At 57.2% G+C, this 14256-nt stretch carries 16 protein-coding genes; 3 read left to right on the top strand and 13 right to left on the bottom strand.

Going from position 1 to position 14256, the window contains the following annotated elements:
• Positions 1-459: 459 nt before the first annotated feature.
• Complete coding sequence (locus AWB76_RS31180; protein ID WP_061163951.1) at positions 460-921, top strand: hypothetical protein; 462 nt, start codon at positions 460-462, stop codon at positions 919-921.
• Between the two features lie 291 nt (positions 922-1212).
• On the opposite strand, the gene AWB76_RS31175 is transcribed toward AWB76_RS31180, so the two are convergent.
• Together AWB76_RS31175 and AWB76_RS41235 are read right to left on the bottom strand one after the other, a co-directional pair.
• Positions 1213-3462 (bottom strand): glycosyltransferase family protein, encoded by a 2250-nt coding sequence (locus AWB76_RS31175; protein ID WP_157696253.1) that lies wholly within the window; start codon positions 3460-3462, stop codon positions 1213-1215.
• Positions 3463-3568: 106 nt separating this feature from the next.
• Positions 3569-3757: a hypothetical protein gene (locus tag AWB76_RS41235; RefSeq protein ID WP_157696252.1), complete on the bottom strand. Its 189-nt coding sequence runs from the start codon at positions 3755-3757 to the stop codon at positions 3569-3571.
• A 456-nt stretch (positions 3758-4213) separates the two neighbouring features.
• Between AWB76_RS41235 and AWB76_RS31170 the strand changes: the two genes are divergently transcribed.
• Both AWB76_RS31170 and AWB76_RS31165 read left to right on the top strand, forming a co-directional pair.
• Positions 4214-5344 (top strand): class I SAM-dependent methyltransferase, encoded by a 1131-nt coding sequence (locus AWB76_RS31170; protein WP_244173514.1) that lies wholly within the window; start codon positions 4214-4216, stop codon positions 5342-5344.
• 224 nt (positions 5345-5568) lie between these two features.
• A complete protein-coding gene (locus tag AWB76_RS31165; protein ID WP_061163949.1) occupies positions 5569-7641 on the top strand; it encodes a hypothetical protein in 2073 nt (690 codons plus the stop codon).
• Positions 7642-7886: 245 nt separating this feature from the next.
• Here AWB76_RS31165 and AWB76_RS31160 read toward each other — a convergent pair whose 3' ends face one another.
• From AWB76_RS31160 to AWB76_RS42365, 11 genes are all read right to left on the bottom strand, one after another.
• Positions 7887-8147 carry a hypothetical protein gene (locus AWB76_RS31160; protein WP_061163948.1) on the bottom strand — a complete coding sequence of 87 codons (261 nt, stop codon included), beginning with the start codon at positions 8145-8147 and terminating at the stop codon, positions 7887-7889.
• A 231-nt stretch (positions 8148-8378) separates the two neighbouring features.
• Complete coding sequence (locus AWB76_RS31155) at positions 8379-8858, bottom strand: glycoside hydrolase family 24 protein (RefSeq protein WP_061163947.1); 480 nt, start codon at positions 8856-8858, stop codon at positions 8379-8381.
• Positions 8839-9111, bottom strand: a complete 273-nt coding sequence (locus tag AWB76_RS31150; protein WP_061163961.1) for a DUF7940 domain-containing protein — start codon at positions 9109-9111, stop codon at positions 8839-8841. The genes AWB76_RS31155 and AWB76_RS31150 overlap by 20 nt, the downstream gene beginning before the upstream one ends.
• A complete protein-coding gene (locus tag AWB76_RS31145; RefSeq protein WP_157696251.1) occupies positions 9108-9452 on the bottom strand; it encodes a hypothetical protein in 345 nt (114 codons plus the stop codon). Before AWB76_RS31145 ends, AWB76_RS31150 begins: the two co-directional genes overlap by 4 nt.
• Before the next feature lie 194 nt (positions 9453-9646).
• Complete coding sequence (locus AWB76_RS31140) at positions 9647-10069, bottom strand: tail fiber assembly protein (protein WP_061163945.1); 423 nt, start codon at positions 10067-10069, stop codon at positions 9647-9649.
• Between the two features lies 1 nt (position 10070).
• Complete coding sequence (locus AWB76_RS41890) at positions 10071-10610, bottom strand: gp53-like domain-containing protein (RefSeq protein ID WP_061163944.1); 540 nt, start codon at positions 10608-10610, stop codon at positions 10071-10073.
• Between the two features lie 8 nt (positions 10611-10618).
• Positions 10619-11215 carry a YmfQ family protein gene (locus AWB76_RS31130; RefSeq protein ID WP_061163943.1) on the bottom strand — a complete coding sequence of 199 codons (597 nt, stop codon included), beginning with the start codon at positions 11213-11215 and terminating at the stop codon, positions 10619-10621.
• A gap of 7 nt (positions 11216-11222) precedes the next feature.
• Complete coding sequence (locus AWB76_RS31125) at positions 11223-12356, bottom strand: baseplate J/gp47 family protein (protein WP_244173513.1); 1134 nt, start codon at positions 12354-12356, stop codon at positions 11223-11225.
• 31 nt (positions 12357-12387) lie between these two features.
• Positions 12388-13689, bottom strand: a complete 1302-nt coding sequence (locus AWB76_RS40255) for a phage GP46 family protein (protein WP_244173512.1) — start codon at positions 13687-13689, stop codon at positions 12388-12390.
• Positions 13690-13692: 3 nt separating this feature from the next.
• On the bottom strand, positions 13693-13965 hold the full coding sequence (locus AWB76_RS42370; protein WP_244173511.1) for a hypothetical protein: 273 nt from the start codon (positions 13963-13965) through the stop codon (positions 13693-13695).
• 84 nt (positions 13966-14049) lie between these two features.
• A complete protein-coding gene (locus AWB76_RS42365) occupies positions 14050-14256 on the bottom strand; it encodes a phage baseplate assembly protein (protein WP_244173510.1) in 207 nt (68 codons plus the stop codon).

Genomic DNA, 14256 nt, shown 5'->3' with positions numbered 1-14256 from the left:
GCTGCAACACTTGCCTCAGCGAGCCAACCTCAAAGAACTAAACATTAACCCCCGTTGCACTTCGGTTTGAAACCGCCCTATCAAATCGTCGATGACGACACGTTTTCCTGCGGTATTCGATCGATCGAGGCATATGCATAAGCGGCCATATGGCAGCGATTACAGTTGTTGCGGGGGTTCCGCGCAAACCGGTAAGAATGAGTTGACTGCCACAGTTGCGTTCGCAGCGAGCCTTCGCTCCAGTAACTACTGCTTTTCTCACTTCAGAAGGGCCGCAAGGAACCGGACCGCGCCGCGTCGAGGTTCCGCGATTCGTTGCCAATGACGGACCTTGGCGCCGAGCTTGCGCACTGCCCGCGCCGAAGCGCGACCGCTCATCACGAGCGGTGTGACGTGTTCTTCCCCGGCCTTCCCAGCACCTGATAATGAGAAAATACTTACATCGCCGACCGATGGGTCATGAGCGCCACCAACCGATTGCCAATTACGGATATGGGCGTGGCTTGGAACCGGAGGGGGCTGGAGCTTCATGAAACCACGAACTTCGCCCGAACCTCGACAGGAATCTCTATGAATCGTTCTATCTTGCTGATGTCAATATCTTCAGCCCTTGTTTCCGGCTGCGCCGGCTACAAGAATGCCGAACAATGTGAGCAAAAAATGGCGGACCTCTATCCCAGCGACCTGCCAAAATACAAGCGCGAACGGAGTTCGTTTTCTCACGAAGGGCAGCGAGTGGTTTCCCGAGGTAGCTACGAAGTGCCGCTGCCCAAGGAAGCCCTTGCACCAACGTTACTTAAGGTGCGGACGCGCCCGCAACCTGTGGCCATGGAGTGCACATTCGCCGGCGAGCAGATGACATCGTATCAATGGCTCGCGCCCAAAAAGCTGGTGCTTCCACCGCCCGAGCAAGAAGAATAGAAAGCCATAATTCCATAATCCGCGGCCTGGCGACACGCCTCATCAGTGGATGTCCGGAAGATGCGACTGCGTCGGCCACGAATACGACGACGAGTACGGGCACCCGGAACTGGATCGCAGCAGCAACAGATCAGGCACCGGCGAACAATGGCTAAGAATGGCAGCATTCTCCTGGGCGAGCTCGCCGCGCGCGCAAGCAATATCGACATGGCGTGCGCTCGCTGCGACCGCAAGGGATTTGCGAGGGGCACTTCTCGAAGCCCGGGCCGGCATCGGGAATGGCCCCTCCTTTCATGAACAGGTTCGTCTTCTTAGAAACGGCACGGCCTGATACCGGAACGTGACTGCTACGTCCCCAGCCGGTATCCGCACAGACCTGAATAATTTGTTGTACGGCTCGGTTTCGGCGAAATTGCCGTTCACACAAGCACTCCACCCAGGCGCGTAGTTGTCTCCGAGAATCAACCTGCTGGGCTCACTTGCATGGCATCGTACGGAGACGCTCGTGTTCTGATACTTGATGAGATCGCAGGCATGTTCACTGCCGCTATCAGTTCGTGCCGACGCATACGGCAGGCGATCGTCTATTGACCATACCTCGTACATGCCGGGCACTTGTACCTCGTGCGCCCAGCTGCCGGCCTTTAAACTGTTCCTGACTTCATTAACAGCGGTGCCTACCTTGCCGAACTTCTCAGAGTTATCAGCGATGTAGTGGTGGATGATCACATACCGGAGTCCAAAGCGACGATATGCCTCGTTATCGTAGCTCGGTGCCTCGTCAGTAAATATCTTGGGCCTTACTGAGAGATTGTCTCCACGAATTGTCTTTTCGAAGGCAGCAAATCTGATGGGCGAATAGCCTTGCAGGGTGCTCAAGCCCAATCCGATCGGCATCGCGCTTCCGAGGTCACCACCGAGAGCCTCAAAGCGCCGCATCGGTTCACGCGTCGATGACTGGAGGAAATCGATCGTCTGCTGTAGTTGCTCTCCACCATAGGATTTGGTGCGCAGATTCGCACCGACTTCTGCAGCCGGACTATCTTTGAGCGCGGGTGCATAGACCGGGCCGAAGCGCCCTGCAAGACCGATGTCTACGATCGTGAATACGACGAAAACCAAGGGAAGATATTGCCTGATCCGCTCGCCTGATGTGCGATAAGCGACGAATACTATCGCAAGCAATACACCGATTCTAATTGCGCAGAGACCAGCAACCTTGAACAGATCATAAAGCTGGCCACGTAGCTCAGCGTATCGGTACAACAGGACCAGCGAGACGGCGACGAGTGCAACTGCACCAGCAGCTATTGCAAATCGTCCAACGGTCTTCGGTGAAATATCAGCGCGACGCGGCATGCAGAAGGAACCGATTAGCAGGGCCACAAAGAAGTTGATGAAATACGCTCCGTCCGCAGGCCTACGAAACGACGAGAATCCAGGGATATGATCGAAGAGAAACCCGTAGACCGGAGTGTGGGTGCCCATCGCAAACACGAATGATGCGACGAGGCCGCCCCAGCAAAGTCGGGCGGTCCAGTGGCTCCTATCCAGACGCCAGGCGCTAACCAAGAGGATGAAGAATGGGACGATGCCGATATAAAGAAAGTCTTGCGACAGGTCGGTCGGGGTCCAAAATTTTCCGGAGTTTATGCCGTAGAGTCCAGGTAGAAACAGACTCGCAATATCGAATAACGGGAAAGAAGCATACGAAGACTCGGCTAGGACCATTGCCGATCGATTGGACAGTTTCACGAACTCCGCGACCGCCGACGCAAGAGGCAGCACCGCGACCATCGCAGCCACGCCAGCAATGCCTAACGCGAGAATGGCCTTTGCAGGCTTTCTCGATTCGATCACGTGCACACTGGCGAAAGGAAATAGAGCGAACGCTGATAGAAACAGCACTTGGTTCAAGTTTAACGCCCCTGCGACCAGCGCCAGCGTCAGTGAGGCACCCCGGGCGACAGTAGGCCGTTCACAAACAGCTCGAATCAGCAACAGCTGAACCGGAAGAAGTGCATATGACACAATCTGCGGCGTATGCTCCAGACGACTAGTGGCCACCCCGCCCGCGATGAATACTATCGCTCCCAAGATTGGGAACATTTTGGTTTCGGCGTACGTTCTTACGTAGCGAGCCAAGGCGATAGCGCCGACCAACTCCGCGAGAAGTGTCGTGCAATCGAAGATGGTGAGATTGAACAAGGAGCCAGTCAGGACAGCTATCACCGTATGAGGTGAGAAAATCATTCCTTGCGGATCGCCGAGGACCGGCACTCCGCCGAACATCATCGGGTTCCACCAGGGCCCTTGCCCAGAGCGAATTGCGTTGGCAACAAACTTAACCTGAGGGAAGAACTCGTAGATGCTGTCCCAAGGGATGTAGCTCTTGCCGACGAGAAATGGGATATTCAAGGCCGCCCAACTAGCGACGATCGCGAGAGTGCACGCCAAAAAATCAGCCCGGCCGGTACTTGTCGAGCGAGAGACGAGCGTCGAATCATCCAAATCGGGGGAATCGACGAAATCTGTATTCATTTCCGCTTTCATGGCGCTGCGTACTGTCCCCTCAATCCTCATAGAAACCCCACTTTTTTGAGCCGGGATTGTAACAGGAACTGAATTCCAGATTTCGTGCCAGACGTTATTCGTTTGCGGTGGTGGTGAGGCCGCAGGCGCCCGCGATCACTCCTTGCTGCTGGAGGATGCAGACGTAGTGCTGGAGGTCTTCGGCTTTTGCACGGGCGTCGCTGTCGGCGTCGTCGACGATCCCGAAAAGAGCTGATCCAAACGTAGGTGATAGCTCGGCTGTGCCACCGGTACGATCGCCCACGCGGCCGGCGCTTGCGCCTAAATCTGCGGCGTTGCCACTGCGTGTCGAGCGCCACGATCTGCGTCGCCGCGTCGTTCTGTTTTGCGATCGCCGCGCGCGCCTCGCTTGCGGCCGCGTCGGACACGGCCTGAAGCTTCTGCGCATTGATCTCGTTGTCGCGAGCGTGCGCGGTCTGCCCGGTGGCGAGCATTGCGGCGGCGGCTCGGTGAACGGAAATCACGCTCGTTGCGCGCAAGACGGCGGACTCACGAGGCCGCTAAGCCAACGAACGGCTGTACGTTCTGGGTGCGCGAGATCGGCGCGGAAGATGAGGGTGCGCCGCGAAAACCAAGCTTAAATCTACAATTGATAGCGTTGTGGTAAGAGGTTAGTATCTGTGCTCGCTCGCTTTTGCGAAGGCGCCGCGCGTGGTTGAACGTGCTGCCGGTCGAACCTGCAAACTTGAACAAGTAATCAATGTCGACACTTATGCGGAAGGCAGCTAAAGCGCTTGCCATGAACGTAAAGCCAATTAGGGAGCTAATTGAATCCAGAGCGACCCTGCTTGCCGAGCGTGACGACGCTGACAACAGAAGCCGCATGTACATAGAGGAGCGTGATCTCGCGATAATAAAGCGCGACGTCGCGACGAGAGAACGTGATCTTGCGATCGAAACCTGCGAGCGAACCAAGGTCGAGAGAGACAAGGCTTTGCAGGAAATCGTCGAAGTACGCAAGGTTGCGCAGAATGCATTCGACAGACTCCACGATTTCGGGGAGCGTCCGTTCGTTCCGAACGGGCACTTCTATTCTCCGATTCCACTGTTGAGTGAGTTCGAAAAACATAAAGAACGCATTTATGGCGATGTCGGCCGGACTCTACCCGGCGTCGACCTCAACGAGAGCGGCCAGATAGACCTCCTGGAATTGTTTCGTGTGGCGTATAAAGATCTGCCCTTTCCCGACGAGCAGACCGCTGGATTTCGCTACCATTACAAAAATCCAGCGTACGGTCATTCGGATGCAATCTTTCTGAACATGATGATCCGACATGCGAAACCTCGAAGAGTGATCGAAATCGGCTCTGGTTATTCGTCATGCATGTTGCTCGATACTAATGAACGCTGGTTTGACAATTCAATTGACTGCACTTTCATTGAGCCATATCCCCAATTACTTCACTCACTGCTAAAAAAAGGTGATGCTGAGCGAGTCAAAATTATTCCGACTGGCGTTCAGGACGTGGGTATTGAATTATTTCAGACCCTGGAAGCGAACGATATTCTTTTCGTCGACTCGACCCACGTAAGCAAGGTGGGCAGCGACGTAAACGAGATCGTGTTCAAGGTCCTTCCGGCCCTTGCTTCCGGCGTCTTCGTGCATTTCCATGATATTTTTTACCCAATGGAGTATCCGGCGGACTGGATCGAAGAGGGGCGTGCTTGGAACGAAGCCTACTTGCTACGAGCGTTTCTGCAACACAACTCGGTATTCGAAGTCGTTATGTTCAACACGTTCATGCAGCAATTCCACCGTGTTTTTTTTGAAGAGCACATGCCCCTCTGCTTGAAGAACACCGGGGCCAGCATCTGGCTACGCAAGCGCTAACATCAATACCCTCCAAGCGGTAGGCTCTCTCATCTCCGACGCTTGTGGGCACATCTGCCCTTTCGTCGCGTATTCGCAACACTAGAGGTCGTAGGACGCGACGTTGCGTCGTTGCGGCTGTTTTGTCCGTTGGGCATTTCTGATTACGGAGGGTCGTCAGTCACTCCGACTCTTCGAAAACTGCGGCCAATGCTAGAATCACACGCTTATTCCGAGGGTTTTGTATGAAAATTGAAAGGTCGGGCTTGGCACCCGCTGCCGAGAGCAAACGAGGCCATATCTCAGAAATTATGGTTTGCGGAGTATTTTTGTTGGTAGGCGGTATTCTCTCGCTCAAGCTAGGGAAAGACGTCAATTGGGACCTGCTTAATTATCATCTTTATAACGGTTGGGCGCTTCTCCATCGGCCATGGGGAGTGGATCTTTACCCGGCACAGCTACAGACCTTTTTCAACCCGGTCTTGGACGCGATCTTCTTTGTCATTCAGCATCGCTTGCCTGATGGAATCACCGTGTTCTTGCTGGGACTTCCGGTTGGCGCAACGGCATATATTCTGTGGAGAATTTTCCCCCTACTCATCGCTGATGAAAGCGCAGGAGCGCAAGCGATGATCGTTAAGCTTGTTGGCATCGTACTGTCTGTAACAGGGGCCGCAGCTATCGCGCAGGCCGGCACAACGACCAACGAGTGGCCCGTTCTTGTCCTTGTGTTAGGCGGACTCTGGGCTCTCTTAAGCGCCTATCGTAGTAATCGCAAAACGCACGCATTGTATGCAATTGCCGGACTTCTCTTTGGTGGGGCAGTAGGGCTGAAACTCACAGCCGCCACACAAGTGGTCGCATTGACGATTGCCCTTCCTTGGTTACTCAGAAATCGTGAGGGTGTGATTCGTGCCCTCGTTTGTTACGTCATCGGCGGCATCATTGGATTTGCACTGACGGATGGGTTTTGGATGTGGATGCTGTACAAAAACTTTCACAACCCCTTGTTTCCTTTCTTCAATTCTCTATTTAACTCGCCACTGCTCGACAACCGGTCGATGATTGATAATCGGTTTTTGCCGAAATCCTTTTTCGATGCGTTTATCTTCCCTCTCGTATGTGCAATATATAAAAATAGACTGCACAATGAAGGCTTAATGCGTGATCCACGCCTCCTGATAGGTTCGACTATTGCACTCGCATGGATCGCTTTGGGCGTCCGCAAGATTTGGCGGCCTGGCGCAAGCACTGATGAGGCAAGAATCAGATTTTTTCTCGCAACGTCATTCCTCCTCATGTATGTTCTTTGGGTGAGTATTTTCGGCATCTATCGATATGCGATCTTGTTGGAGGTGTTAGCGGTCAGCATGGCGTATGTTTTGATCGTCTCCCAGCTCAAGCAAGGTAAGCGTGCCGAAGGCCTAATGGCAGCCATAGCCGTCCTCTGTGCAATTGGGCTTTTGACTATGCCTCCGCAGTTGGCCAGAGCAGATGTGATCGATGGGCCATATTTTTCTTCGAACCTGCCAAAGCTGCCGAAGGATTCACTCTTGTTGACCTTAACGCCCGAGCCAGTCGCTTATCTCGTTCCTCAATTTGCGGATCACCCACGTGTGGTCGCCCCTCATTCCAATTTGACGGGCCCAGACTTCAACCGTGAGTTGCAAAGAGCGATGGCCTCTGCCGTGGACAGTCATAATGGACCAGTCTTCGCCGTTACCAGTGCCAAAGGCCTTGATTGGGCAGGCTCCTATCTTTTGGATCAGTATCAGCTCGCTCTTGACGCGGCAAGCTGTCGCCATGTCGAGTCTGACGTTGATAGCCCGATGCTCTGCGCGACGACTCGTAAAACGTACACCGACACTAAAGGTTTTGATCAGACAGACCCGGCTCGCAACAAAAAACTGATTGGCGCGTACCTGCCTGAAGAGAATCCGGATGCGGCATGGGCTGGCCGGGCAGTGTTCATTTCTTTCGCGAAACAGGCTCTTGAATCGGGACATGATCTCGAAATTAGCGGCGAGTTGCCGGTTGAACTGTACCGCAAGAAATACGCTGATCTTTCCAAGGCCAAGCTAAGCATATGGGTGAATGGAAGACTTCTGCGATCGGAGACGATTCATTCGACCGCTGATCGCGAAGATTTCAGCTATCGGTTATCTGCTAAGGAAATAGCAGATGCATCAAATGGCTACCCAGTCATCGGGGTCGAAGTGCGCTCACCAGCCTTCGTTGTTCCTTCGGCGATCGGGATGGGCGCCGACGTCCGTGAACTCGGGATGCGCATTCGTCATATATCATTCGCCGCCCGCTAACGAGGCATCGAGAAAGCTGACTTTCTTCGATTAGGACTTTCTTACTGTTCGTATCGAAGCGGGAACCATGTTTCTGGCTCGAAACCAATCACTTAATGAGGGTTGCGCTCGATCTCTCCACTGTCCGTCGAGCCGGGAGATCCTGCAAGCAGACGATTGCAGAAATCGAGCGGCGCGAAAGACGATGACGACCGCTTTTTTGAATCCCGCCATATGGCGGGATTTTCATTTGGAGCGCCTGCTGCTCACCTGCCAGTTGGCTTCCAGCCGCATTGGACCGCGCCCGCCTTGTTGTGCGCGAGGATCGCTTTCGCCGTCTCGTCACTGAGCACGTCCGTCGCGCTCACATAGATGGGCTTCGTCCAGTCGCACGCCGTGTCAACGATTCGGGTCTTGACCTGCACCAACGGCTCCACGACCGGCGTCTTCACCTGGTCGACTCCACTCGTCTCGCAGCTCGACAGCAGCGGCACCAGCAGGCAAAGCAGCAACGTCGTTTTCCACATGAGTTCTCTCCTTCGATGCATCGGCGCCCGCGCGCGCGGCGGCGGCATTAGCTTGCGCCTCGCTGTCGCGCCCCTCGGCGACTTGCGTCTTCGCTTGCTGAACTGCGGCATTTGCTTCGGCAACCGTCTGTTTCGCCTGGGCGGTCGCGGTCTTCGCCTGCTGATCGCGCGTAAAGCCGAACACTGCGGCGAGCGCCGCGACGACCCACGGGCCGAATTGAACAATCAGGCTCAACATACGGTGCCCCCATGGAGGATGTAGGCCGCGCGGAGCGTCTCAATCTTGTGCTGGAATTGGCCATAGCTGTTGCCGGGCAGACTGGCCCAGATGTTCGAGCACTTCGCGATTGCGCGCTCGATGCGTCCCGCGTTAATGTCGTCAATTGCGCGGCGCTCGCGGATCTGCTGAATGGCGATCTTGTCTTGCGAGATCGGCGAGAAGTCGCGTAGGCCAAGCTGCTTCTTGTACGCATCGAAATAGCGCGCGAGCAACTGATACCGGCCGGCAGCCGTCGAAGCGATGCCGAGACGTGGCAACTGCACCAGGCGTCGCGGATGATCCGCGTACCCGATGAAGAGCGCGCCACCGACGATCACGTTGTAGCCGTCGTCGCTGTCCGGATCGATCGACGTGCCTTCCGACACGGCGAGCATGTCAAGAAAGGCGACGACGTTCTGCCCGCCAGCCTCTTCAGGTTTGATCCGCGCCATCACCGCCCTCCTTATCCTTTCGCCGCACCGACGTGTAGCGCAGCGCCAGAAAGCCCAGCCCGAACGCCGTATAGCCGATCCACTGCTGTACGTTCTGTGGAATCGCCGCCTTGAGTTCGGCAGGCATGCCTGCCCATGCTTGCGCGATGAGCGGCCCCGCGCCGACGAGCGCGGTGAACGCCGCGCCCGCGATTACCGTCCCGCGTCGGTGAAGTTGCCGCCAGTTATCGGCGAGAGTAAGTTTCAAATTCATCGCGTCCACCCTCTGGTTTCCGGCCGCACGCCGGCGCGGTTGTACAGCAACTGATCCAGCTTAGAATTCGTGTCCTTGATGTCGGAGCCAATTGCCTTGAGCTGATCCTTCACGTCGCTGCGCAGCGCGGCCTGATCGCGTTCGATGGCTTGGAAGTGGACTTCCTGCTGTCGATCACGCTCTTCGAGCAACAAGACACGCTGAGAAACGTTGTTGTAGAGCCCAATGCAAAAGCCCGTCGCGGACACCGCCGCGAAGAGCACCGATAGGACGGTCGGGATATTGATCGTCCCGTCGAACCAGCTACGACCTGAATCTGGAGGGTGCGGTAATGCCGACATGCGGGCTCCTTGTGCGCCGTGGGTGGTCGTAAAAAAACCGCCTCGTGGGCGGTTTGGTTAAATATCTTCTCTTGCCACATAGGCCAATTGGCTTACATGGAACGGCGACGCGACGCTCCCTGAACTAGTTCGACCACTAGGTCTTGGCGCAGCCCGTCACACGCAACCTCGACAAGCTGCTCGCAAGCAACTGATTAAGCTCCAGGGAGCGCCGGCCATTGCACCGGCCATTGAGTGAGGTCCACTCGATTAACGGCGACGCGATACTGCTTCCACTGCTTCAAAAGCGCTGCTTCTTCGTCAGTCGCATCGTCAAGATCAACTGCGTCTTGAAGTGGCGCGATCGCCAGCGCGGCGGTCGCAAGTAGGCTGTCGCGCCGCGCACTGTTGATCGTCAAGACCTGACCTGCATCCGGCGGCAATGGATCGGCAGTCACTGGGGCGCCGTCTTCACCGCGAATCAAGCGCTTTCCTTGAGACTGTGCTTCGAGCAGCGAGAGCCAGAGATCGTTGGAGATGTCGACAACGTCAGCGCCCACAGGTGCCGGGCTGTCTTCGGTGTCGTAGAAGGCGATCAGCGCGCCGCTTGCGTCGTATGCTGCTTGTTTTTGGCCCATGTCAGTATCCAATTGCAAACCAGAAGGCGGGAAATGCCGGCGAGCTGTATGTGCAGCCTATAACCGCGCCCGTTTTCGAGACGGTCGTAACGTTGACGCGATATGACGCTGTCGTGCCCGGATCTACCGGGTTCGCAAACGCGGCAACACATGCGCTGGGAAAAGCGACGGGAAACGTGACGCCAATAACTGTGTTCGCTGCTAGGGTTGCTGAGGTTCCCCACTGAAGGATAAACGTGCCGACAGGCGAGGGAATCTTCAAATAACCAACGCCCCCAAGGCTAGCGGCGAAAGCCGACTTCTGTTGGAAGAGCGCTTGCAATGCCTGATAGACCTGGTTGTACGTTGTCTTGCTAGGCGTGACCCCGCCAGCCGTAACGACAGCCATCAACTCTTCTTGGATCATGTTGAGCCATGACCCACGCACGTTGGTCGCGGGCGTGCCAGCGGTTGGATTTCCCTCCGTGAAGTAGCCTGGCGTGCCCGCCGCCTCTGGTGTCGGCAAACTCGTCGCCGCGGTTGCATCATCAATGCGTTGCATGTGACCTCTTATGCGTAAGCAAAAATTGGGACCGTGTGAGCCGGCATCACAGCGCGAAACTCACACTCAAGAACTGCATTTCCCCACGAGGAAAGAGGATCACCGGCAGCCATTGACCCTGCTACCGCGCGGACGACGGTGTTAAGCGGAGCGATGATCTTCCAAGCAAAGTTCCAGTCATAGCCGTTGACCGGTTGCCCGGCCCGCAGCAATCCAGCGCGCGCCTGCGTGTATTGGGTGATCGTCACCGAGTAGCCGAGCGATGCCGCGAACGCCACTAGCTGTGGAATTGATGCGCCTCCCGTCGCGGTGAGACGCGCGATTACCTGCGCGCGCCGGGCCGGAATAGTCGGTGCCTCACCGGCACACGGATCAGGTAGCCCAAGGGTCGACTCCCACTCCGGCAAAAGCTCGTATGTCGTCGAGGGGAACGCGTCGACCAGAAGGTAATTCGCCCGCGCAGTCTGCCGCTCGTACGAAGGAGTCAATCCCGACAAGACCTTCGTCTGGACAGCATCTGGATCGCGCGGCCATACACGACCGCGCGGCAATAACGCCTGCATCGCAGCGAGGAAATCGGCTGCCTTGAAATTCGGTGCGAGCATGGATGCCTCAAACGTAATTCACGCCGGCGAGCACCGGAAGCTGACCAAACCCACTTGTGATGTTCCCCGGATAGGTCGTCGTCGTTACTCCCACGACGCCCTGAACGAGCGTGATCACGAAGCCGCTCGTGCTGGACACAGAAGCGATGGCCGATTCGATGTCCGAGCGATTAATCGTGCCAGCGCGGGGGTCACCATTGCGGAACAAGACATCAGAGATGGCCGCGGCTATTGCCGCGCGCGTCGAGGTCGATGTGCTCATCAAACCAGAGAGCGTGAACGTCAGACTGTTCGCCACCGGCGCACACGAATAGACGAGTGCTGTCACAGGTTGCTCATTGACGATCGTATCGGCGACAACGAGCTGATCCCCCGTTGCGACTGTGCCGCGCGGTGTGCCGCCCGGCCCCTTGTCGTACTGGGAGCAGCCGTTCGTGCCCTGAGGGAATCCGTTGTGCGAGGCCTCTGCCGAGTCCCACATCGTATAGATCACGACCGTCCCGGCGCCGAAGCCGTTCGGCGCACACCACGCACGCGTCACACCAGGCACTGCAAGCGCCCAGCCGACATAGTCGTTCATGTCGCCGCCTTGCGGCGTGCTCTGGTAAGCGGCGAGCATTCGCGTGCGCAGATCATCGTTCTCTTCGATGTCTGAGCCCGATGCGACCGTGCCCGTGATCGTCCCGGATGACTGCAATCCAGAGACCGCAGCGCCGAGCGCCACCGTCGTGCCCGGATCCGCGTTACCGGCCGCGCCCACCACCGTCGCGACGATCGTCACCGAAAGCAATCCCGTTCCGTCCACCGTCGCTGTTGCGCCCGTCGTATATGTCGCGCCATCGCTGCGCACCACCTGCGTCCCGACATTAAGCACCGTTCCCGTGACGCCAGCGAACGCTGCCGTCAACTGCGCCGGCGTCGCCGCCTTACGATAGACCTTCTTGAGCGCCGCCCATCCTTCGAGGTATTCGTCCTCTGCTGTGAACGGCACCGACTGCTTCGCGATCCAATCGAGATAGCCCATCTGCAGGTTCGACATCCGAGCCTGCACTTTCCCGACGACCTTCAGAACCGTGCGCCGCAGCGTTGCATCAGCACCCTGCAAAGCCGAGTTGATGTCGGCCGCCACCTCGCTGATCAAGGTGGAGAGCGTTTTTCGTTGGAATGGCATATCAGGTGAGCTGTTGCCACGCCCATGCGTAAGTCAGTGAGACGCTAGGGCCGGCCGGTTGATAGAGCGTGATCTGCGCGCCGAGAAACGTGTCGCGAGTCCATTCCGTCTGAACATCCATGCTCGCGACAACGCCATCGTCAACGAGCCATTGCAACGCCTCGACGATGTAGTCGCGAGCATTGTTGAGGACCTCTTGCGTCTGCTTCGACCGATCGAGCAGCCAGAGACGCGAACCGATTGGGCTCTCCTCGTCGAGATCGCCCCACCAGCCGCGCGGATCCCCTGTGCCGTCCGGAATAATGTCGTCGACGTTCGCAACTCGATCCGTGAAAAGGCTTAGCAAGACAGCCGTCTGCAGATCGTTGCCGGTTTCAAGGTAACCGCCGCTCGCAGCGTTCGACAGATAAGCGCCTGACCAAGAAAGAATTGCGCCGGGAAGCGCCGCAGCAGCGAGAGCCAGCGCTCCATTCGATATCAGCGTGTAGTCAGTGACCGTGACGGCGGCAGTCGACGGGCACGCGATGTAGGACGTCGGTCCGGGCGCGGCGAGTGACACGACTTCCGTCTGAATGGCGTCGACGTATAGGCCACTCGCGCCGTCGCCTGTGTAGCTGGACGTTCCGCCATTCGCGAGAATGGCCTGCGGCGTCGCGCCACCGGAACCGATGGCCTGCGTAGTGCACCATACGCGATACCAGCCGTTGCCCAACGAGATAATTCCTGATGCGACCGGCGACCCCGAGAATGTCACAGTTGTCTGCGCGTTCAGGTCCGCGATGACAGACGTCGAAGCGAATGCGGCGCTAGCCCCGACGCCCAACCGGATCTGCGTACGCTCCGCAGTGTGGAAAATGCCCGAGACGCATACATAATCGCCGGTGCTGTAACTCGCAGCCGTCGCGCGCTGAATGAAGTGCGTCGTCGTCGCGCTCGTATCTTCGACGAGTTTCTCTGCAGGCGTGCCTCGCAGCGTCAACTGCGTGCCCGGTGTCGTAACCGTACCGCGCGTCTTGGTCCACGCTGACGTCGTGTAGTCCTCCGACATGCCGACACCGTTCGTGCGCGGCACCGAATTCAGCAGTTGATTGCCTTGCCAGTCGTTGCGGTAGATCTGCGCCGATAGAATCGCGCTGATCGCTCCGGCAGTCGGCGTCAGAGCGAACTGTGTCGTCACGCCATCGCCGTAGCCGAATGGAACAGGGCTCGCGACATTGACCTGCTGCCCTGCGACCGCAAACGGCTCGAACGACCAGTCACCCCGACTGTTCGCAGGGTCCCAGACGATACTGATGTCGGACATCTATTACTCCGGCTGTGTCGGCGGCTGCGTGTTAATCGTGCTGCCGCCCGTCTGCACGTTGTTGATCGGATGCGTGTGACCGTTCGCTACGGTCCGCATGCCCGCCATCGTGCGCGTGTTCGTGTTGCAGTTATCGAGGATGTCGCCGGTGCACTTCAGCATCGGCGTATCCGCCAGGATGTCCGGCGTGTTCGTGATCGTCACAGGCTTTCCGCCGCCGTCGAGCACCATACCGGCCTGCGATAGATAGACCTTCTGCCCCGTGTTGTCGTGCACGACAACCTCGCCGCTCGCCAGCGCCGTGACGCGATACTTGGCGTTCGATGTGGCGATGACGACACCGTTCGTGCGTTCGCCATTTCAGAAAACGATCAGCGCCTCGGAGCCAAGCGGCGGATTCGAGGACAGCCCATATTCGACGTAGCGCGGAATGTCGCCGACCGTTTCAAGCGCGTTGATCTTCGCCTGCAGATACTGGACGGTTCGCGTGTCGTCGACGAACGAGATCACCGCGCGGCTCACGAACAGACGAATCCGCCGTGAGAGCGCGTTCAGTGCGTCGAGCAT

This window comes from Caballeronia temeraria, from assembly GCF_001544795.2.
GTDB lineage: Bacteria > Pseudomonadota > Gammaproteobacteria > Burkholderiales > Burkholderiaceae > Caballeronia > Caballeronia temeraria.
This window is presented reverse-complemented; position numbering and strand designations above follow the sequence as displayed.

Coding starts and splice junctions, on each gene's coding strand:
- AWB76_RS31175 (WP_157696253.1), bottom strand. CDS start 3,462: ATGAATACAGATTTCGTCGATTCCCCCGATTTGGATGATTCGACGCTC.
- AWB76_RS41890 (WP_061163944.1), bottom strand. CDS start 10,610: ATGCAACGCATTGATGATGCAACCGCGGCGACGAGTTTGCCGACACCA.
- AWB76_RS31160 (WP_061163948.1), bottom strand. CDS start 8,147: ATGTGGAAAACGACGTTGCTGCTTTGCCTGCTGGTGCCGCTGCTGTCG.
- AWB76_RS31140 (WP_061163945.1), bottom strand. CDS start 10,069: ATGGGCCAAAAACAAGCAGCATACGACGCAAGCGGCGCGCTGATCGCC.
- AWB76_RS31145 (WP_157696251.1), bottom strand. CDS start 9,452: ATGTCGGCATTACCGCACCCTCCAGATTCAGGTCGTAGCTGGTTCGAC.
- AWB76_RS40255 (WP_244173512.1), bottom strand. CDS start 13,689: ATGTCCGACATCAGTATCGTCTGGGACCCTGCGAACAGTCGGGGTGAC.
- AWB76_RS31165 (WP_061163949.1), top strand. CDS start 5,569: ATGAAAATTGAAAGGTCGGGCTTGGCACCCGCTGCCGAGAGCAAACGA.
- AWB76_RS31155 (WP_061163947.1), bottom strand. CDS start 8,858: ATGGCGCGGATCAAACCTGAAGAGGCTGGCGGGCAGAACGTCGTCGCC.
- AWB76_RS31170 (WP_244173514.1), top strand. CDS start 4,214: ATGTCGACACTTATGCGGAAGGCAGCTAAAGCGCTTGCCATGAACGTA.
- AWB76_RS31150 (WP_061163961.1), bottom strand. CDS start 9,111: ATGAATTTGAAACTTACTCTCGCCGATAACTGGCGGCAACTTCACCGA.
- AWB76_RS31130 (WP_061163943.1), bottom strand. CDS start 11,215: ATGCTCGCACCGAATTTCAAGGCAGCCGATTTCCTCGCTGCGATGCAG.
- AWB76_RS42365 (WP_244173510.1), bottom strand. CDS start 14,256: ATGCTCGACGCACTGAACGCGCTCTCACGGCGGATTCGTCTGTTCGTG.
- AWB76_RS31180 (WP_061163951.1), top strand. CDS start 460: ATGAGCGCCACCAACCGATTGCCAATTACGGATATGGGCGTGGCTTGG.